This is a genomic window from Halospeciosus flavus, assembly GCF_029814175.1.
GTDB classification, from domain to species: domain Archaea; phylum Halobacteriota; class Halobacteria; order Halobacteriales; family Halobacteriaceae; genus Halospeciosus; species Halospeciosus flavus.
Genome location: NZ_CP122312.1, coordinates 1,996,397 through 2,015,076, shown reverse-complemented (window position 1 = coordinate 2,015,076; position 18,680 = coordinate 1,996,397). Strand labels below are relative to the sequence as shown.

Annotated in this window: 18 protein-coding genes and 2 tRNA genes; 13 read left to right on the top strand and 7 right to left on the bottom strand. The window is 64.9% G+C overall.

Annotated features, from left to right (window positions below; all coding sequences use genetic code 11):
- Positions 1 to 11: 11 nt before the first annotated feature.
- Positions 12 to 527 (bottom strand): universal stress protein, encoded by a 516-nt coding sequence (locus tag P0Y33_RS10585; RefSeq protein ID WP_279527376.1) that lies wholly within the window; start codon positions 525 to 527, stop codon positions 12 to 14.
- 215 nt (positions 528 to 742) lie between these two features.
- Between P0Y33_RS10585 and P0Y33_RS10580 the strand changes: the two genes are divergently transcribed.
- A complete protein-coding gene (locus P0Y33_RS10580; protein ID WP_279527375.1) occupies positions 743 to 1,669 on the top strand; it encodes a ring-cleaving dioxygenase in 927 nt (308 codons plus the stop codon).
- Between the two features lie 54 nt (positions 1,670 to 1,723).
- Here P0Y33_RS10580 and P0Y33_RS10575 read toward each other — a convergent pair whose 3' ends face one another.
- On the bottom strand, positions 1,724 to 1,891 hold the full coding sequence (locus P0Y33_RS10575; RefSeq protein WP_279527374.1) for an HVO_A0556 family zinc finger protein: 168 nt from the start codon (positions 1,889 to 1,891) through the stop codon (positions 1,724 to 1,726).
- Between the two features lie 193 nt (positions 1,892 to 2,084).
- Positions 2,085 to 2,273 carry a hypothetical protein gene (locus P0Y33_RS10570; RefSeq protein ID WP_279527373.1) on the bottom strand — a complete coding sequence of 63 codons (189 nt, stop codon included), beginning with the start codon at positions 2,271 to 2,273 and terminating at the stop codon, positions 2,085 to 2,087.
- Positions 2,274 to 2,707: 434 nt separating this feature from the next.
- Here P0Y33_RS10570 and P0Y33_RS10565 point away from each other — a divergent pair, with 434 nt between their 5' ends.
- Positions 2,708 to 3,979 (top strand): orc1/cdc6 family replication initiation protein, encoded by a 1,272-nt coding sequence (locus P0Y33_RS10565; protein ID WP_279527372.1) that lies wholly within the window; start codon positions 2,708 to 2,710, stop codon positions 3,977 to 3,979.
- An 18-nt stretch (positions 3,980 to 3,997) separates the two neighbouring features.
- Here the strand turns inward: P0Y33_RS10565 and P0Y33_RS10560 are convergent, their stop codons facing one another.
- Positions 3,998 to 4,207: a DUF7535 family protein gene (locus P0Y33_RS10560; RefSeq protein WP_279527371.1), complete on the bottom strand. Its 210-nt coding sequence runs from the start codon at positions 4,205 to 4,207 to the stop codon at positions 3,998 to 4,000.
- A 163-nt stretch (positions 4,208 to 4,370) separates the two neighbouring features.
- Here P0Y33_RS10560 and thsA point away from each other — a divergent pair, with 163 nt between their 5' ends.
- Positions 4,371 to 5,942, top strand: coding sequence for a thermosome subunit alpha (gene thsA / locus P0Y33_RS10555; RefSeq protein ID WP_279527370.1), 1,572 nt, complete (start codon positions 4,371 to 4,373; stop codon positions 5,940 to 5,942).
- 323 nt (positions 5,943 to 6,265) lie between these two features.
- Here thsA and P0Y33_RS10550 read toward each other — a convergent pair whose 3' ends face one another.
- Positions 6,266 to 6,706: a group I intron-associated PD-(D/E)XK endonuclease gene (locus P0Y33_RS10550; protein ID WP_279527369.1), complete on the bottom strand. Its 441-nt coding sequence runs from the start codon at positions 6,704 to 6,706 to the stop codon at positions 6,266 to 6,268.
- A gap of 72 nt (positions 6,707 to 6,778) precedes the next feature.
- Here P0Y33_RS10550 and P0Y33_RS10545 point away from each other — a divergent pair.
- A protein-coding gene (locus P0Y33_RS10545) for an IS630 family transposase (RefSeq protein WP_279527368.1) occupies positions 6,779 to 7,776 on the top strand; the annotation gives its coding sequence in 2 pieces (ribosomal slippage) (positions 6,779 to 7,271 and positions 7,271 to 7,776; 999 coding nt in all).
- 74 nt (positions 7,777 to 7,850) lie between these two features.
- Here P0Y33_RS10545 and P0Y33_RS10540 read toward each other — a convergent pair.
- Both P0Y33_RS10540 and P0Y33_RS10535 read right to left on the bottom strand, forming a co-directional pair.
- Positions 7,851 to 7,923, bottom strand: a tRNA-Asp gene (locus tag P0Y33_RS10540).
- A 40-nt stretch (positions 7,924 to 7,963) separates the two neighbouring features.
- A tRNA-Asp gene (locus P0Y33_RS10535) sits at positions 7,964 to 8,036 on the bottom strand.
- A 187-nt stretch (positions 8,037 to 8,223) separates the two neighbouring features.
- Here P0Y33_RS10535 and P0Y33_RS10530 point away from each other — a divergent pair.
- From P0Y33_RS10530 to P0Y33_RS10490, 9 genes are all read left to right on the top strand, one after another.
- Positions 8,224 to 8,454: a DNA-directed RNA polymerase subunit H gene (locus tag P0Y33_RS10530; protein ID WP_279527367.1), complete on the top strand. Its 231-nt coding sequence runs from the start codon at positions 8,224 to 8,226 to the stop codon at positions 8,452 to 8,454.
- Between the two features lie 5 nt (positions 8,455 to 8,459).
- Entirely contained in the window at positions 8,460 to 10,022 is a 1,563-nt protein-coding gene (locus P0Y33_RS10525; protein WP_279527366.1) for a DNA-directed RNA polymerase subunit B'', read from the top strand.
- Between the two features lie 3 nt (positions 10,023 to 10,025).
- Entirely contained in the window at positions 10,026 to 11,852 is a 1,827-nt protein-coding gene (gene rpoB / locus P0Y33_RS10520; protein ID WP_279527365.1) for a DNA-directed RNA polymerase subunit B, read from the top strand.
- A 3-nt stretch (positions 11,853 to 11,855) separates the two neighbouring features.
- The gene (locus P0Y33_RS10515; RefSeq protein WP_279527364.1) at positions 11,856 to 14,810 is read left to right on the top strand and encodes a DNA-directed RNA polymerase subunit A'; all 2,955 of its coding nucleotides are present in this window, start codon (positions 11,856 to 11,858) and stop codon (positions 14,808 to 14,810) included.
- Positions 14,811 to 14,813: 3 nt separating this feature from the next.
- Positions 14,814 to 16,019 (top strand): DNA-directed RNA polymerase subunit A'', encoded by a 1,206-nt coding sequence (gene rpoA2, locus P0Y33_RS10510; RefSeq protein WP_279527363.1) that lies wholly within the window; start codon positions 14,814 to 14,816, stop codon positions 16,017 to 16,019.
- A 2-nt stretch (positions 16,020 to 16,021) separates the two neighbouring features.
- Positions 16,022 to 16,456: a NusA-like transcription termination signal-binding factor gene (locus P0Y33_RS10505; protein WP_279527362.1), complete on the top strand. Its 435-nt coding sequence runs from the start codon at positions 16,022 to 16,024 to the stop codon at positions 16,454 to 16,456.
- A gap of 140 nt (positions 16,457 to 16,596) precedes the next feature.
- A complete protein-coding gene (locus tag P0Y33_RS10500) occupies positions 16,597 to 17,490 on the top strand; it encodes a mechanosensitive ion channel family protein (RefSeq protein WP_279527361.1) in 894 nt (297 codons plus the stop codon).
- A 72-nt stretch (positions 17,491 to 17,562) separates the two neighbouring features.
- Positions 17,563 to 17,991: a 30S ribosomal protein S12 gene (locus tag P0Y33_RS10495; protein ID WP_279527360.1), complete on the top strand. Its 429-nt coding sequence runs from the start codon at positions 17,563 to 17,565 to the stop codon at positions 17,989 to 17,991.
- Positions 17,992 to 17,994: 3 nt separating this feature from the next.
- Positions 17,995 to 18,603, top strand: coding sequence for a 30S ribosomal protein S7 (locus P0Y33_RS10490; RefSeq protein WP_279527359.1), 609 nt, complete (start codon positions 17,995 to 17,997; stop codon positions 18,601 to 18,603).
- Positions 18,604 to 18,680: the final 77 nt, after the last annotated feature.

The window sequence follows — 18,680 nt, the reverse complement described above, 5'->3', positions numbered from 1 at the left end:
CCGGCCCGTGCCTACTCGTCGGCCTCCTCGTCGGCTTCTTCGCCGGCGTCGCGGTCGGCGCCGCGTCCGCTGCCGACGCCGACGACGAGGACGGCCCGGTCGGTGGACTTCACGACGGCCTCCGAGACGCTGCCGAGTCCCTGGACCTTCTCGCGCGGTGTCTTCCCGTGGCTCCCGACGACCAAGAGGTCGGCGTCGACCTCGTCGGCGTACGCGGGGACGACCTTCGTCGGGTCGCCGTCGCGGACGGCGGTCGTCGCGTCGAGTCCTCGCTCGGCCGCCCGCGCCTTCACCGTCCCGACGGCGTCTTCTCCCTCTTCGCGGAGTTCGTCCTTTCGCGAGGACGGTCCCTCGTCGAACGCCGAGGCGTACACCCGCCGGTCGACGACGTAGAGCGCGTAGATCTCCGCACCGTGGTTCTCGGCGATGGTGAGCGCGTGGTCGAGTACCGTTTCCGAACCCTCGTCGCCGTCGATCGCCACGAGCACCCTGTCGTACATGGGTCCCTCTTCGGCGTACCGTGGCATAAGTTCACTCCCGACTCGTACACTCCGCGGGTGCGCCCCGGTCGTTCGTTTAAGTAGTTCTCGCGACAAGGCGTAGATATGGACGAAGCGCCGACCGGTCGTTCTCGGTCGGGAGTTCCTCGACATCGGACAGCGTCGGTGTCGTCGGTCGCTGTCCGGCCACGGGTGACCGACTTGCCCCCACAGTTTTCCACGTCGCGGCTGAACCGTCGTGTATGCCGACGCCGATTCCTGGAATCCACCACGTCACGGCCATCGGGAGCGACCCGTCGCGAAACTACGAGTTCTACACGGAGACGCTCGGTCTCCGCCTCGTCAAACAGAGCGTCAACCAGGACGACGTCTCGGTGTACCACCTGTTCTACGCCGACCACGAGGGCAGTCCCGGGACGAGTATGACGTTCTTCCCCTACACGGACGCCCGCCGCGGGCAGGCCGGACAGGGGCAGGCCACCGACGTCGCGTTCCTGATTCCCGCGGGGTCGGTCGACTTCTGGACCGACCGACTCGACGACGCGGGCGTGGAACGTGGGGAGACCCACGAGCGATTCGGCGACACCGTGATTCCCTTCGAAGACCCCGACGGACTCGGGCTGGAGTTGGTCGCTCGCGAAGACGTCCCGGACCCGAACCTCCCCGAGAGTCCGGTCCCCGACGAGCACACGATCCGTGGCTTCTTCGGCGTGACCCTCACGCTCGAGAGCGCCGAACCGACGGCGAACCTGCTGGAGACGATGGGGTTCAGCGAGACGGCGTCGGCGAACGACCGGACGCGCTACGAGTCGAGCGGCGAGTTGGGGTACGTCGTCGACCTCCTCGAAGACCCGCACGCGCCGCGCGGACAGCCCGGAGCCGGGACCGTCCACCACGTCGCTTTCCAGGTGACCGCGGACGAACAGGCGGAGTGGCGCGACGTCCTCCAGGCGGAGGGACTCCGGCCGACGGAGATCATCGACCGCAAGTGGTTCGAGTCGGTCTACGCCCGCGAACACGGCGGCGTCCTCTTCGAGTTCGCGACGAAGGAACCGGGGTACACCGTCGACGAGGACCTGGACGAACTCGGCGAACGGTTGGTGCTCCCCGAGTGGCTCGAAGACCGTCGCGAGGAGATCGAAGGCGGACTGCCCGACCTCGACGTGTAGACGGAAAGTAGAGTTCAGCGGGTGAGAGAATCGACGGTCGGCGGGGGATTCGTGCTACCAGCTCTGGACCGCGGGCGTCTCGCAGGCGTCACAGACGACCGCGTCGTTGCCTTTGTACTCGTCGCGGGCGAGTCGCCCGTCGTCGCAGAAGTGACAAGAGGTACCGACGAGCGTCTCGAAGACGGACCGGGAGGTGTCGACCGAAGTGGAGGACTGTGACATCGGTTCTACCTTTCAGGAGGGGAAGTATATGCTTTGTCGCCGATTCGGTTGTCGAATCGGTCGCGACACACACCCCTCGTCCAGAGTGTAACGCCGGAGTGGGGGTGGGTGGTCTCGGAGCGACGGGGGCGCTCGGGATAGGTTACGCGTAGGATATCTAGTGGTTTTATACTGGAGTGGCGGTAACTGTTCACTAGCTTACGTCTTCGACTAGCTCGACGAACGGGACGTCCGTCGAGCGATGGCGAGCGACGCGGGTCTCGCCCATCTCGGAGAGGGTCGGTCGACTCGGTCGACTCGGGTGGGCCGGTCGATTTGGTGGGATCGACTCGATGCCTGTCCAGTCCTCGTCTCCTCCTCCCCCGTCGTCGTACTGTCCCACCTCGCGCACTTTCACTCTGGACGAGGGGTGTGTCTGTCGCCACTGGTGTCCACGCCCGCCGCCGCACGCCACTCGTCGAACCCCGCTCGCGAGTTTTCACTCTGGACGAGGGGTGTGTGTCGACTGCGGGCCGTCCCCCGCCCCGACGATACTGGAACCGCCGTGCCGCCGCCGTCACCCGTCCTTTCACTCTGGACGAGGGGTGCGTGGGCTCGATCGACGCAACCCCAGCGAGTCCTACCGACGGGTGGGCGTCGATACACTCTGGTTCGGGGGTGTGGGTCCGGACCAGTGCAGTTCACTCTGGTCCCGGCCGCGTGTGGTGACCGACGAGACGGCGGTAGCCGGGTCGTCGAGGCCGAGTCGAGGCGGGATACACTCTGGACGAGGATGGGCAGATATTTGTCGCCGGCCGCTCCTACCCTTGAGCGTAGATGCCCGACGAGTCTTCGTCGCTCTCCGACCTCGACGACCCGGTCGAGGACCCGTCTTCCGACCCGCTGTTCAGTCTGGACGAGGAGGGGACGACACACGATATCTTCGAACGCAAGGAACTCCTGAAGGTCGGCCACGTCCCCGAGAGCGGGCGCATCGTCGGACGCGACGCCGAGATCGAGGCGGTCGCGACCGAACTCCGCCCCGTCGTCCAGGCCGAACCACCCAACAACGTGATGATCTACGGGAAGACCGGGACGGGCAAGTCCCTCGTCGCGAAACACGTCACCGAGCGCGCGCGCCGTGCCGCCGAGGCGCAGGACGTCGACGTCGGGACCGTGTACGTCGACTGCGCCCAGCACAACACGCAGACGCGGGTCGCCCGCACCACTACGCGGACGCTCAACGACGAGGCGGAGACCGGTCTCTCCGTCCCCCGCGCGGGCATCGGGAGCGGTGAGTACTACGACTACCTCTGGGAGATCCTCGACACCTGCTACGAAGCGGTCGTCATCATCCTCGACGAGGTCGACCGGCTCGACGACGACGACGTCCTGATGCAACTCTCGCGCGCACGCGAGTCCGGGAAGGTGAACTGCCACCTCGGCGTCGTCGGTATCTCGAACAAGATCGAGTACCGCGACCGCCTCAACGAGCGCGTCAAGTCGAGTCTCCGCGAGGAGGAGTTCGTCTTCCAGCCCTACGACGCCAACCAACTGCGGGACATCATGAACCACCGACGCGACGCCTTCCGCGAGGGCGCGCTCACCGAGGACGTCGTCCCGCTCACCGCCGCCTTCGCCGCCCAGGAACACGGCGACGCACGCAAGGCCATCGAGATTCTCCGCCACGCGGGCGAACTCGCCGAACGGCGCGACGACGAGCAGGTGTCCGAGAGCCACGTCCGCGACGCCCAGGAGTGGGCCGAGGTCGACCGCTTCGAGGAACTCCTCCGTGGGTCGACGACGCAGGTGAAGTTCATCCTCTACTCGCTGGCCCGCCTCACCGAGGAGAACCCCGAAGAGGAGTTCTCGACCAGCCGAATCTACGACCACTACACGCAGGTCTGCGAGCAGATCGACGCGAACGTCCTCGGCGAACACCGCGTCTACGAACTCCTCAAGGAGCAGGCGTTCCTCGGCGTCGTCGAGTCGACGCGTACCGGCGGCGGCCGCGGCCAGGGGAGTTACCTCGAACACCGTCTCGTCCAGGACACGAGCGTCGTCTTGAAGTCGGTACTCCGAGACAGCCGACTCAAAGGGATGGCGTAGTCGCGACGGAGAACCGTACTACTCCTCGCTCTCGCTGTACTCGCCGGGCGTGTAGGCCAACTCGTTCTCGTCCGTGGCGCCGGTCGCCTTCGCGACGAGCCACAACAGCGCGACGAAGGGCCACAGCGGCAAGAACAGGAGGGCGATGCTGATGGCGAGTATCCACCCGACGGCGCTGATCTCCGGGACGTTGTGCATCGGCGTCGGCTTCGTGACGCTGTCGACCATGCTGCCAGATACCACTGCCCAGTGGAAATAGGTTCCTGCTAGTCGGGGGTGGGGTCTACGTCGAGGGCCGTCTCGCCGTCACCGACTCCCCCTCCAACGACTGTGCGAGTGAGCCGCACGTACCGAAGGTTTTTATAGAACTACAATCCAATCCTCTTCCGACATGGCGCAACAACGTATGGGCGGACGTCCGATGCTCATTCTCGGAGAGGACTCCGAGCGGACGTCCGGAGAGGACGCACAGCAGTCGAACATCAACGCCGCGAAGGCCATCGCGGAGTCGGTCCGCACGACGCTCGGCCCGAAGGGGATGGACAAGATGCTCGTCTCCTCCGGTGGCGACGTCACCATCACGAACGACGGCGCGACCATCCTCGAGGAGATGGACATCGAGCACCCCGCGGCCCAGATGCTCGTCGAGGTCGCACAGGCCCAGGAGGCCGACGTCGGTGACGGGACGACCACCGCGTCCGTCCTCGCGGGCAAACTCCTCGCCGAGGCCGAGGGACTCCTCGAACAGGACATCCACCCGACCACCATCGCCGAGGGGTACAACGACGCCGAGCAGATCGCACTCGACGCTATCGCCGACGCGGTCCTCGAGGGCGAAATCGACGACGAGACGCTCGTCTCTGTCGCCGAGTCCAGCATGACCGGTAAGGGGACCGGCGGCGTCACCGCCGGGCGCCTCGCGAAGGAGATCGTCGACGCCGTCCGGCAGGTCGAACAGGACGGCGCCGTCACCGCGGCCGACGTCTCCGTCCTCGCCAAACCCGGTCAGAGTTCCACCGCGACGGAACTCGTCCGTGGGTTCGTCGGCGACGTCGAACCGGTCCGTGAGGACATGCCCACCGACGTCGAAGACCCGACCGTCGCCGTCGTCGACGTCGACCTCGCACAGCGCGAGTCCGCCTTCGACGCCGAGTACAACATCACGAGTGCCGACCAGTTCAACCAGGCCGTCGAGGCCGAGGAGTCGACGCTCGCCGAGCAGGCCCAGGCGCTCGCCGACGCCGGTGTCGACGTCGTCTTCTGCGCGGGCGACGTCGCCGACGGTGTCGCCTCCCGCCTCGCCGCCGAGGGTATCCTGGCCTTCGAGAACGTCGGTGACGACGACCTCTCCTCCATCCTCCGCTCGACCGGTGCGACCCGCATCGGCGACGTGACGAACATCGAGGACGACGAACTCGGCAACGCCGAGCGCGTCCACCTCGACACCATCGAGGGCGAGGAACTCGTCTTCGTCGAGGGCGGCGCCGCCACCCAGATCGTCACGCTGTTCGTCCGCGGTGGCACCGACCACGTCCTCGAGGAGCTCGAACGCGCCATTCAGGACGGCATCGACGTCGTCGTCGCCGCCGTCAACGACCAGGAGGTCGTACCGGGCGCCGGCGCGACGGAGATCATCGTCTCCAGCGCACTCCGCGACGCCGCCTCGGGTATCTCCGGGCGCAAGCAGCTCGCCGTCGAGGCGTTCGCCGACGCCGTCGACTCCCTCCCGCGAACGCTCGCGGAGAACACGGGCATGGACCCCATCGACGCACTGGTCGACCTGCGCGCCGCCAACGACGGCGGCCGCGCGGGCATCATCGCCGAGGGCGAGAACGGCCGGATCGCCGACCCGGTCGAACACGGCATCCTCGACCCCGCCGAGGTGAAGCGCGAGGCCGTCGAGTCCGCGACCGAGGCCGCGACGATGATCGTCCGCATCGACGACGTCATCTCCGCCGAGTAACCGCGCCGACACCGACTCTCGTCTCTTCTTTCGCACGTACGGCTGGACCCGCCGTACCCGCGACGCTCCCGTGACTCTCGTGACTGTCCGGTCACTCCTCGCCCGTGGTACAGTGTGCCACAGCATTGAAGGTGTGTGGGTACGTACCACGAAATGCATCGTGCGCTGAACGGGGACCGCACGCCAACCGACGTCGAATCGGTGTCCCGTCGTCCGGTAGCCGACACCGCCGACGGTGAGAGACGGACTGCCAGATCGTCACCCCGACCGCGATCGGGCGAAGCACGCTGCCAATTCGCGTCGCCGCCGAGGAAGGCGCTTTCTCACTCGGCGGCTTTCGACCGTGACCCTGGGAGGGTTCCGTCGAACTCGTAGTCGGCCGCCCAGTTGATCGAGGGGTGGTCGATCTCGGCGTCGAAGCGGAGCCGCATCTTACGACTGGTCGCGTCGGCTATCGGTATCCAGTAGAGCGTGTCCTCTTCCGGATACCGAACGACAAAGGCGTCTATCTCCCCCTCGTAGCCCGTCTCGTGATACGCTCCATCACGTGTCGTCTGTGAGTGCGTGTTGAATTGAAGCACACCCTCGTCGGCTACCCACCCGGTCTTGCACTGGATACGGTAGAAGCGATCACCGTCGTCGACGACGAGGTCGTACTTGCTGTTGTCTCCGAACGGTATCGAGACTTGATGCCCGTTCGCGACGAGTTCGTGGAGCACTCGGACCTCCGTCTCGTCTCCTCTATCCTTCGAGTTTTTCGACACGTGGGAGACTACGCAGTGAGTAACCTATAGTAGTCGTTAGAACTTTCCGCACGGATACTATGATAGTACGTAATGGACCACCTTGACGAGATCTCTGTCGAAGAACTCCAAGAGGCCCTTGACAACGTGGATGGGAAGAAGCCGACAAAACGGCTGTTAGCGGCGATTGCGTACAAAAACGGTGTCACGCAGACCGAGCTAGCTGAATGGCATGATACCGGTCGTCGAACGATCTACAGTTGGCTCAAGCGACTCGACACCGACGAGTCGCTTGAGCACGCCGTTACTGATGATAAACGAACTGGGAGAAAGCGGAAACTCTCAGAATCACAGCAACAAAAGTTTGAAGACGCTGTCCACGATCCTCCCGAGGAGGTTGGGATTGACGCGCCGGCGTGGACGCCGGCGCTCGCCCAGGAATTTCTTGCGGACACCTTCGATGTTGAGTACTCAATCCCCAGCTGTCGGCGGCTGTTGAAAGAAACGGGATTGAGCTATCAAAAACCACGCCGGACAGCCGCCGAAGCCGACGAAGATGAACGAGAGGAGTTCCACGAAGAGCTCAAAAAAAGCGGCGGGAGATGGACGCCACCGTAGTCTGTATCGATCAAACCAAGAAATCCGTGCAAGTTGAGCCGCGTGCCGCGTGGTTTCCGTGCGGCACGCGGCCTTCCGTTGAACTCTCTGGACAACGCGAGTGGACGTGTTTATTGGGCGCGATCACCGAAGACGGTGATCGCTTCTTCTCCCGATTTACTGAGTACGTCACGGCCGAGCACGCGAAACATTTCATTTTAGCATTATACGAAGAGTTTGAGGAAGACCTGCTTATCGTCCTCGATGGAGCGTCGTATTTCCAGTCGGCCGTCAAGGACCTAACGGGCCGTGACGGCCTTGATTTCGTGACGTTGCCGTCGTACTCGCCGGAGCTAAACCCTGTTGAGGAGTGCTGGAGACAGCTCCAAGCATCTCTGAGCAACTGCTTCTTTGACTCACTTGACGAGCTTACAACTGCGATCGATACCGCCCTTGACCAACTCTCTATCCCAAAAGTGAGTAATTATTTCTAATTGGTACTATAGAAACGTTCGTCTGGGAGTCGAAACTCGAGGACGGGAGACGTTACACTATTCGAAACGAAGAGCGCCCGAGGCGGGATTTGAACCCGCGTCACGACCGTGACAGGGTCGTATGATGGGCCACTACACCACCCGGGCTGACAAGATACAGCAACACTCCGAACGTGGAATCGGAGGACGCCCGAGGCGGGATTTGAACCCGCGTCACGACCGTGACAGGGTCGTATGATGGGCCACTACACCACCCGGGCTTGCTGCACTCATTCGTAATCGACTACTACTCATAAGGCTTTCTTCTCGACGCTCCCGTGCCAAATTACGCCACACACGCTACAACGACACACTGAGAGGCCGAGTTGGCAAGAGTTAAATGAACTCCGTGTGAATTGTCCTGTAGTATCTCGTGAGAGCCACTTCTACCCCCACCCCGGAGGAGCCATGGTAGACGACGTAACTGATCACGAACTCGTCCCAGAGCACACCCTCCTCGACGAATCGGAAGTCGAGGACGTTCTGGACGAATACGACATCGGTCGTACCGACCTACCGAAGATCAAGCGGCGGGACCCTGCCCTCCCAGACGACGCGGAGCCCGGCGACGTAGTGAAGATCGTCCGGGACTCTCGAACAACTGATAAAGCAATTGTGTACCGGCTAGTCATCGAATAACTAAGATGGAACGGGACAATCGACGCGCGCTCTCGAAAGCGTACTTCTCGAAGGAACGGCTCGCAGAACACCACTTCCGCTCGTACAACGCGTTCCTCGAACGCGGGATGCAGGAAGTCGTCTCCGAGAAGGGTCAGATCGAGACCGACATCGGCGACAAGGAGGACGAGGAACCCGTCTGGGTCGAACTCGGCGACGTCCGCGTGCTGACGCCGCGGGTCCGCGAAGCCGACGGCTCCGAGGAACTCCTCTACCCGCAGGAAGCCCGCCTCCGCAACATCACCTACGCCGCACCGGTGTTCATGGAGATGAGCATCGTTCGCGGCGGCGAGGAAGAAGAGGAGAAGGTCCTCGACACCACCGAGACCAAGGTGGGCCGGATGCCCATCATGGTCGGCTCGGACAAGTGTAACATCGCGGACTTCTCCGACGAGGAGCTCATCGACATCGGTGAGGACCCCGCCGACCCCGGTGGCTACTTCATCGTCAACGGCTCCGAGCGCGTCCTCATGACGAGCGAGGACCTCGCACCGAACAAGATTCTCGCCGAGTACGACGAGAAGTACGGCGACGAGATTCAGGTCGCCAAGACCTTCTCCCAGCGGCGTGGCTACCGCGCCCTCGTGCTCGTCGAGCGCAACCGCTCGGGCATCCTCGAGGTGTCGTTCCCGAGCGTCTCGGGAAGCATCAACTTCGTAACGCTCGTGCGCGCCCTCGGTCTCGAGTCGGACGAGGAGATCGTCCACCGGGTCTCCGAGGACCCCGAGATCGTGAAGTTCATGCTCGAGAACCTGGAGGAGGCCGAGGTCCAGACCGAGCAGGAAGCCATCGAGAAGCTCGGGAAGCGCGTCGCCTCCGGCCAGGGAAAGAACTACCAGCTGAAGCGTGCCAACTACGTCATCGACCGCTATCTCCTCCCGCACCTCCACGAGGAGGGCGTCCCGGACGAGGAGACGCGTATCAACAAGGCGTACTACCTCTGTCGGATGGCCGAGGCGTGTTTCGAACTCGCGCTCCAGCGCCGCGAATCCGACGACAAGGACCACTACTCCAACAAGCGCCTGAAGGTGTCCGGCGACCTGATGCGGGACCTCTTCCGGACGGCGCTGAACAAGCTCGCACGCGACGTGAAGTACCAGCTCGAACGCGCGAACATGCGCAACCGCGAGCTGACCGTCAACACCGTCGTCCGCTCCGACGTGTTGACCGAGCGACTCGAACACCCCATCGCGACGGGGAACTGGGTCGGCGGCCGCTCCGGCGTGAGCCAGCTCGTCGACCGGACGGACCACATGGGCGTGCTCTCCCACCTGCGCCGCCTTCGCAGCCCCCTCTCGCGCAGCCAGCCCCACTTCGAGGCGCGTGACCTCCACGCGACCCAGTGGGGTCGCATCTGCCCCTCCGAGACGCCGGAGGGTCCGAACTGTGGGCTCGTGAAGAACTTCGCGCAGGCGATGGAGCTCTCACAGCACGTCGACGACGAACAGGACCTGAAACAGGAACTCTCCTCGATGGGGGTCGAGGGTGTTCCCGGTATCAGCACCGAAGGAATCTCTGCAGACGATTAATCAATGAGTCAGTCACGCGAAGCCAAAGTATACGTCAACGGCAGCCTCGTCGGCACCCATCCGAACCCGGACGAGCTCGCCGAACAGATTCGGGAGGCACGACGCCGCGGTGACATCTCCGAGATGGTGAACGTCTCCGTCAAGGACCGCACCGGCGAAGTCATCGTCAACGCCGACGCGGGGCGCGCCCGCCGGCCGCTCCTCGTCGTCGAGGACGGCGAGACGCTCGTCACCGAAGAAGAGATCGAGGCCGTCCGCGACGGCGACATGGAGTTCGAGGACCTCGTCGACGACGGGAAGGTCGAGTTCATCGACGCCGAAGAAGAGGAGGACATCCTCGTCGCCGTCGACCGTGAGGACATCACCGAGAACCACACGCACCTCGAGATCGACCCGCAACTCATCTTCGGTATCGGTGCCGGGATGATTCCGTACCCCGAGCACAACGCCTCGCCGCGTATCACCATGGGGGCAGGGATGATGAAGCAGTCGCTGGGTCTCCCGGCGGCGAACTACCGCATCCGTCCCGACACGCGCCAGCACCTCCTGCACTACCCGCAGTCCGCGATGGTGCGGACGCAGACGACCGAGCAGATCGGCTACGACAACCGCCCGGCCGGGCAGAACTTCGTCGTCGCCGTCATGTCCTACGAGGGGTTCAACATCGAGGACGCACTCGTCATGAACAAGGCGTCCGTCGAGCGCGGTCTCTCCCGCTCGCACTTCTTCCGTACCTACGAGGGCGAAGAACGGCGCTACCCCGGTGGCCAGGAGGACCGCTTCGAGATTCCGGGCGACGACGTCCGCGGCGGTCGCGGCGAAGACGCCTACAAGCACCTCGACGAGGACGGCCTCGTCAACCCCGAGACGCGGGTCGACGAGAACTCCGTCCTGCTCGGGAAAACCTCGCCGCCGCGGTTCCTCGAAGAGCCCGACGAGATGGGTGGTCTCTCCCCGCAGCAGCGGCGTGAGACGTCCGTCACGATGCGCTCCGGAGAGGACGGCGTCGTCGACACGGTCACCCTCATGGAGGGTGAAGACGGCTCGAAACTCGCCAAAGTCTCCGTGCGCGACGAGCGTATCCCGGAACTCGGCGACAAGTTCGCGTCCCGCCACGGTCAGAAGGGTGTCGTGGGCCACCTCGCGCCCCACGAGGACATGCCCTTCACGCAGGAGGGCGTCGTCCCGGACCTCGTCCTGAACCCGCACGCGCTGCCTTCGCGCATGACCGTCGGCCACGTCCTCGAGATGCTCGGGGGCAAGGCCGGCGCCATGGAGGGCCGCTCCGTCGACGGGACGCCGTTCACCGGCGAGGGCGAAGACGAGATCGCCGAGATGCTCGAAGAGGGCGGTTTCCAGTCCAACGGGAAGGAGACCCTCTACTCCGGCGTCTCGGGTGAGAAGATCGAGGCGGAGATCTTCGTCGGGGCCATCTTCTACCACAAGCTCTACCACATGGTCTCGAACAAGATGCACGCCCGCTCGAAGGGTCCCGTGCAGGTGCTCACGCGCCAGCCCACCGAGGGTCGCGCCCGCGAGGGTGGCCTTCGACTGGGTGAGATGGAGCGTGACACCGTCATCGGCCACGGCGCCGCGATGGTCCTCAAAGAACGGCTCCTGGAGTCGTCCGACCAGGAGCACGTCCCCATCTGTGGCCAGTGTGGGATGACCGCCGTCGAGAACTACGAACAGCGTCGTGTCTACTGTCCCAACTGCGGGGAGGAGACCGACGTCCACGAGATCGAGATGAGCTACGCGTTCAAGCTCCTGCTCGACGAGATGAAGGCGCTCGGTATCGCGCCGCGACTCGAACTGGAGGACGCAGTCTAAACCATGTCAGCAGGTCAGAGTCCCAAGGAGATCGGCGAAATCAGTTTCGGGCTGATGGACCCCGAGGAGTATCGCGAGATGAGTGCCACGAAGGTCATCACGGCCGACACCTACGACGACGACGGCTTCCCCATCGACATGGGGCTGATGGACCCGCGGCTGGGCGTCATCGACCCCGGCCTGGAGTGCAAGACGTGTGGGGCCCGCTCGGGGTCGTGTAACGGCCACTTCGGCCACATCGAACTCGCCGCGCCGGTCATCCACGTCGGCTTCTCGAAGCTCATCCGACGCCTCCTGCGCGGGACGTGTCGCGAGTGTCACAAGCTTCTCCTCACCGAGGAGGAAAAAGAGGAGTACCGCGAGGACATCGAGGAGACGAGGTCGCTCCGCCAGGACATCTCCGACGTCACGAAGGCCGCCATCCGGGAGGCCCGCAAGAAGTCGAACTGTCCGCACTGTGGTGAGGTCCAGTACGACGTCAAACACGAGAAGCCCACCACCTACTACGAGGTCCAGCAAGTGCTGGCCTCGGACTACTCCGAGCGCATCGCCGCCGCGATGCAGCCCGGCGAGGGCGAAGCGGAGTCGGGTATCTCCCCGCAGGAACTCGCCGAGGAGACCGACATCGCACTCGACCGCATCAACGACATCCTCTCCGGGGAGTTCCGCCCGCGCAAGGAGGACCGCAAGGCCATCGAGAAGGCCGTCGACGCGGACCTCACCACCGAGGACATGAACAAACTGATGCCCTCGGACATCCGCGACTGGTTCGAGGACATCCCGGACGAGGACATCGAGGTGCTCGGCGTCGACTCCGAGCGCTCGCGTCCGGAGTGGATGATCCTGACCGTCCTGCCGGTCCCACCGGTGACGGCGCGTCCCTCCATCACGCTGGACAACGGCCAGCGTTCCGAGGACGACCTTACCCACAAACTGGTCGACATCATCCGCATCAACCAGCGGTTCATGGAGAACCGCGAGGCCGGTGCGCCCCAGCTCATCATCGAGGACCTCTGGGAACTGCTCCAGTACCACGTCACGACGTTCATGGACAACGAGATCTCGGGGACGCCGCCGGCACGCCACCGTTCCGGCCGCCCGCTGAAGACGCTCTCCCAGCGCCTCAAGGGCAAGGAGGGTCGCTTCCGTGGCTCGCTCTCCGGGAAGCGCGTGAACTTCTCTGCGCGTACCGTCATCTCCCCGGACCCGACGCTCTCGCTCAACGAGGTCGGCGTCCCGGACCGCGTCGCGACGGAGATGACCCAGACGATGGTCGTCAACGAGCAGAACATCGAGCGGGCCAAGCAGTACGTCCGCAACGGGCCCGAGACCCACCCCGGCGCCAACTACGTGAAGCGTCCCGACGGGCGGCGCGTCCGCGTCACCGAGAAGGTGTGCGAGGAACTCGCCGAGCGCGTCGAACCCGGGTGGGAGGTCCAGCGTCACCTCATCGACGGCGACGTCATCATCTTCAACCGGCAGCCGTCGCTCCACCGGATGTCCATCATGGCCCACGAAGTGGTCGTGATGCCGTACAAGACGTTCCGTCTCAACACCGTCGTCTGTCCGCCGTACAACGCCGACTTCGACGGCGACGAGATGAACATGCACGCCCTCCAGAACGAGGAGGCGCGTGCGGAGGCCCGCGTCCTGATGCGCGTCCAGGAGCAGATGCTCTCCCCGCGCTTCGGTGAGAACATCATCGGGGCCATCCAGGACCACATCACCGGGACGTACCTCCTCACGAACACGAACCCGCACTTCAACGAGGCGCAGTCGCTCGACCTGCTCCGCCAGACCCGCATCGACGAGTTGCCCGAACCCGCGGGCGAGGAGAACGGCGAGCCGTACTGGACGGGTCGCCAGCTCTTCAGCGAGTTGCTGCCCGATGGTCTCGACCTCGAGTTCCACTCCTCGGCCGGTGACACCGTCCTCATCGAGGACGGCGTCCACAAGGAGGGGACCATCGACGAGGACGCGGTCGGTGGCTTCGGTGGCGAGATCGTCGACACCATCGCGAAGGACTACTCGAAGACTCGCGCGCGCATCTTCGTCAACGAGGTCGCCTCGCTGGCGATGCGCTCGATCATGCACTTCGGGTTCTCCATCGGGATCGACGACGAGACCGTCCCGCCGGCGGCCCGCCAGCAGATCGACGACAGCATCGAGGAGGCCTACGACCAGGTCCAGCGCCTCATCGAGGCCTACGAGAACGGCGAACTCGAGAGCCTGCCGGGCCGGACCGTCGACGAGACGCTGGAGATGAAGATCATGCAGCGTCTCGGGAAGGCGCGTGACTCCGCCGGCGACATCGCGGAGGACCACTTCGCCGACGACAACCCGGCCGTCGTGATGGCCGAGTCCGGTGCGCGTGGGTCGATGCTCAACCTGACCCAGATGGCCGGCTGTGTCGGCCAGCAGGCAGTTCGGGGCGAGCGCATCAACCGCGGCTACGAGGACCGCACCCTCTCGCACTTCGAGGAGAACGACCTCAGTTCCGAGGCACACGGCTTCGTCGAGAACTCCTACACGTCGGGTCTCACCCCGAAGGAGTTCTTCTTCCACGCGATGGGTGGCCGCGAGGGTCTCGTCGACACGGCAGTCCGGACGTCGAAGTCCGGCTACCTGCAGCGTCGGCTCATCAACGCCCTCTCCGAACTCGAGACGCAGTACGACGGGACGGTCCGAGACACCTCGGACACCATCGTCCAGTTCGAGTTCGGCGAGGACGGCACCTCGCCGGTCGAAGTCTCCTCCAGCGAGGAGGGCGGCATCGACGTGGGCCAGATCGCCAACCGCATCCTCGAAGAGGAGTTCGAGGACGAGGCCGAGAAGGAGGCCTTCCTCGGCCGCAAGGAACCGCCGACGAACCTCTCCGAGCACGGCGAGAAGTGGACCCGAGAGAGCGCCGGCTCGTGGGAGCCCGAGACCGAAGTCGAAGCCGAGAGTGACGACTGAACGATGACCGAAATCACCGAAGACATGGAGGCCGTCGTCGAGGACACGGACCTCCCTCGACGCCTGAAGGACCGCGTGTACGACGAAATCGAGAGCCGCGAGGGTGTCTCGACCCAGCAGGTCGACGAGATCGCCCAGGCGGTCGAGTCCCGCTACGTCGACACCCGCATCCCGCCGCTCGACCCCGTCGGCACCGTGAGCGCCCAGTCCATCGGGGAACCGGGGACGCAGATGACCATGAACACCTTCCACTACGCGGGCGTCGCCGAGATCGACGTCACGCAGGGCCTCCCGCGTCTCATCGAGCTCGTGGACGCCCGGAAGAACCCGGACACCCCGATGATGACGGTCCACCTCGAAGAGGAGTACGCCGAGGACCGCGAGCGCGCCCACGAGGTCGTCTGGGACATCGAGGCGACGAAGATCCTCGCGCTCGGTGACATCTCGACGAACGTCGCCGACATGGTCGTCCAGATCGACCTCAACGAGGACACGCTCCAGGAGCGCTGGCCGCTCATGGACGACACGACGGCTATCGCCGGCGAAATCGCCGACACCATCCAGGACAACCTCGGCGTTCAGGTCACCCAGGACGGGACCCTCGTGCAGTTCGGTCCCGAGCAGCCGTCCTACCGCGAACTGCTCCAACTCGTCGAGCAGCTCCGCGAGGTCGTCTTCAAGGGTATCGAGGACATCGACCGCGTCGTCATCCGCAAGGAGCAGACCGACGAGGGCGAGGAGTTCGTCCTCTACACCGAAGGCTCCGCGCTGAAGAAGGTCCTCAAGATCGAGGGCGTCGACACGACGCGGACGACGTGTAACAACATCCACGAGATCAACAAGTGTCTCGGCATCGAGGCGGCCCGCGAGGCCGTCATCGAGGAGACGATGAACACCCTCGAAGAGCAGGGTCTCGGTGACGTGAACATCCGTCACCTGATGTTGGTCGCCGACATCATGACCAACGACGGCACCATCCAGTCCATCGGCCGACACGGTATCTCCGGCAACAAGGACTCGGTGCTCGCCCGCGCCGCCTTCGAGGTCACCGTCAACCACCTGCTCGACGCCGCCATCTACGGCGAGGCCGACGACCTCGACGGCGTCATCGAGAACGTCATCGTCGGCAAGCCCATTCGCCTCGGGACCGGCGACGTCGACCTCCGCATGGGGTCGACCGCCGGCACCTCGACGAGCACCTCCGACTGAGCATGACCGTCACGCTCTCCGACGAGGCGCGTCAGTACATCGGGGCCTTCGAGGAGGAGACCGAGGCGACCGCCGTCGACTGTCTGGTCGACGACGAGTTCGACCGCCTCGTCTTCGTCGTGAAGGCCGGCGAGATGCCGAAGGCCATCGGCGAGGGTGGCGAGACCGTCCAGCACCTCGAAGAGGAGTTCGGGCGTGACGTCGAACTCGTCGAGGACGCCCCCACCGCAGAGGGGTTCGTCGCGAACGCGCTCTCGCCCGCGGCCGTCTACAACGTGACCATCAGCGAGATGGGCGAAGAAGACGAGACCGTCGCCTACGCCGAGGTCGCCCACGAGGACCGTGGCGTCGCCATCGGCAAGGAGGGGCGGAACATCAAGGCGGCCAAGGAGTTGGCGAAGCGCCACTTCGACATCGACGACATCCAACTGACCTGAGGCGTCCGAGACGCCTCGGTCGTTCTCTCGTCTCGCGTTCCGTTCTCTCTCGCGCGTTTCCGGTACGTTCACGTCACGAGCGTCTCCCGCACGGCGTGGACGCACCTACTTACGGGATTTCCCCGGTTACCGTAGCGTGTATGTCGTTCACGTTCCCGGGATGGCTCGTCGACCTCTTCCTCACCTACCAGGGCCACCTCTCGCGGTTCGGTGGGTTCCTCGTCGCCGCGACGGTGGTCTACACGGTCGGTCGACTCCTGGTCGTCCCATCGCTCGTCCGTGCGTCCCGCCTCCGCAACCCGGAGAACCCCGCGCTCGTGGCGGCCGTCGAGTCGTACGCGGAGGTGTTCCTCCTCGTCGTCGCCTTCGCGGCCGGACTGGTCGGTGCGGGGTTCGGTTCGCTGCTCACCAAGTCGGCCGTCGTCGCCGCCGCCATCACGGTGGTCGTCGGGGTCGCCGGTCAGGAGGTGTTCGGGAACCTCGTCGCCGGCGCGTTCCTCGTCGCGGACCCGGACTTCGACGTCGGGGACTACATCGAGTGGAACGACCGGGCCGGGTCCGTCGAAGCCGTCGACTTCCGCGTCACTCGCGTCCGGACGACGGCCGACGAAGTCGTCACGGTCCCGAACGCGGAGTTGGCGACCAACGCCATCCAGAACCCCTACGCCCGGGGCCGATACCGCGTCACCGAGGAACTCTCGGTCGCGCTCGCGGACCTCGACCGCGCGACCGAACTCCTCCGCGAGGCCGCCGCGGCGGACGACCGGGTCCTCGACGAACCGTCGCCGACGGTCATCGCGACCGGATTCGGCGAGTCGACGGTGTCGCTCACCGTCCTCCTCTGGGTCGCCGATCCGGACCACGACGCCGTCTGGGCGGTGAAAGACGCGTTCCTCCGCCGCGTCGCCGAGCGGAGTCACGAGGCCGGCGTCACCGTCAATCCCGCGTCGAAGCGTCTGCTCGCGGGGTCCGTCGACGTCGACGCTGGCGGGGCCACGGACGGTCGGGCGGCGTCCGCCGAACACTCCGATTGAAGCGTGTGAGTGGGGCGCATCCGCCCGGAGCAAAAGGCCGGGCTTAAGTACCTCGCTAGAGAATTGTGGCACATGGCAAACGGCAAGTACGCCGCGCGCAAGCTCAAGAAGGACCGCCAGCAGCGACGGTGGTCCGATTCGGAGTACGCGCGACGGGAGCGGGGCCTGCGTGAGCAGTCCGACCCCCTCGAGGGCGCCCCGCAGGGTCGAGGCATCGTTCTGGAGAAGGTCGGGATCGAAGCGAAGCAGCCCAACTCCGCAATCCGGAAGTGTGTCCGCGTTCAGCTCATCAAGAACGGGAAGCAGGTCACCGCGTTCTGTCCCGGTGACGGCGCTATCTCCTTCATCGACGAGCACGACGAGGTCACCATCGCCGGTATCGGTGGCGCGAAGGGTCGCGCCATGGGCGACCTCTCCGGTGTCAACTACAAAGTCGAGAAGGTCAACGGCGTCTCGATGATCGAACTGGTCCGCGGTAACGCCGAGAAACCTGTCCGCTAATCAATGAGCAGCGAAGCACCCGAACCCGAGACGCCCGCCGGTAGCGAGGAAGGCAGCGCCGCCGACCTCTTCGGCAAGTGGGACGTCTCCGAGGTCTCCTACTCCGACCCCAGCACGCGTCGTTACATCAACGTCACGCCCATCGCGCACACGATGGGCCGCCACGCGAACAAGCAGTTCAAGAAGTCCGAACTCAGCGTGGTCGAGCGACTCGCGAACCGTCTGATGCAGTCCGGTGAGAACACCGGTAAGAAGCAGCAGTCGCTCAAGATCGTCCGCGAGGCGTTCGACGAGATCGACGAGCGCGTCGAGGAGAGTCCGGTCCAGATTCTCGTCGAGGCCGTCGAGAACGCCGCACCCCGCGAGGAGACCGTCCGCCTCAAGTACGGTGGCATCTCCGTCCCGAAGGCCGTCGACGTCGCGCCCCAGCGCCGCGTCGACCAGGCCCTGAAGTTCATCGCGGAAGGCGTCCAGAGCGCCTCCTTCAAGTCGAAGACGTCGGCGTCCGAAGCGCTCGCCGACGAGCTCGTCCGCGCCGCCGAGTACGACGTCCAGACGTACTCCGTCGGCCAGAAAGAGGAGATGGAGCGCGTCGCCGCCGCGGCCCGCTAACTCCGCGTCACTTCACTTCTCTCCCGTTTTTCACGCCGCGTAGCCGTGGCGCCGTCGACTCGACGGGGACCGACCAG

What these genes read in the sequence shown, in the direction of transcription:
- P0Y33_RS10495 (WP_279527360.1), top strand. Translation starts at nt 17,563, where the DNA reads ATGGCAAACGGCAAGTACGCCGCGCGCAAGCTCAAGAAGGACCGCCAG.
- P0Y33_RS10585 (WP_279527376.1), bottom strand. Translation starts at nt 527, where the DNA reads ATGCCACGGTACGCCGAAGAGGGACCCATGTACGACAGGGTGCTCGTG.
- P0Y33_RS10525 (WP_279527366.1), top strand. Translation starts at nt 8,460, where the DNA reads ATGGAACGGGACAATCGACGCGCGCTCTCGAAAGCGTACTTCTCGAAG.
- P0Y33_RS10580 (WP_279527375.1), top strand. Translation starts at nt 743, where the DNA reads ATGCCGACGCCGATTCCTGGAATCCACCACGTCACGGCCATCGGGAGC.
- P0Y33_RS10505 (WP_279527362.1), top strand. Translation starts at nt 16,022, where the DNA reads ATGACCGTCACGCTCTCCGACGAGGCGCGTCAGTACATCGGGGCCTTC.
- P0Y33_RS10500 (WP_279527361.1), top strand. Translation starts at nt 16,597, where the DNA reads ATGTCGTTCACGTTCCCGGGATGGCTCGTCGACCTCTTCCTCACCTAC.
- rpoB (WP_279527365.1), top strand. Translation starts at nt 10,026, where the DNA reads ATGAGTCAGTCACGCGAAGCCAAAGTATACGTCAACGGCAGCCTCGTC.
- thsA (WP_279527370.1), top strand. Translation starts at nt 4,371, where the DNA reads ATGGCGCAACAACGTATGGGCGGACGTCCGATGCTCATTCTCGGAGAG.
- P0Y33_RS10530 (WP_279527367.1), top strand. Translation starts at nt 8,224, where the DNA reads ATGGTAGACGACGTAACTGATCACGAACTCGTCCCAGAGCACACCCTC.
- P0Y33_RS10575 (WP_279527374.1), bottom strand. Translation starts at nt 1,891, where the DNA reads ATGTCACAGTCCTCCACTTCGGTCGACACCTCCCGGTCCGTCTTCGAG.
- P0Y33_RS10565 (WP_279527372.1), top strand. Translation starts at nt 2,708, where the DNA reads ATGCCCGACGAGTCTTCGTCGCTCTCCGACCTCGACGACCCGGTCGAG.
- P0Y33_RS10560 (WP_279527371.1), bottom strand. Translation starts at nt 4,207, where the DNA reads ATGGTCGACAGCGTCACGAAGCCGACGCCGATGCACAACGTCCCGGAG.
- rpoA2 (WP_279527363.1), top strand. Translation starts at nt 14,814, where the DNA reads ATGACCGAAATCACCGAAGACATGGAGGCCGTCGTCGAGGACACGGAC.
- P0Y33_RS10490 (WP_279527359.1), top strand. Translation starts at nt 17,995, where the DNA reads ATGAGCAGCGAAGCACCCGAACCCGAGACGCCCGCCGGTAGCGAGGAA.
- P0Y33_RS10515 (WP_279527364.1), top strand. Translation starts at nt 11,856, where the DNA reads ATGTCAGCAGGTCAGAGTCCCAAGGAGATCGGCGAAATCAGTTTCGGG.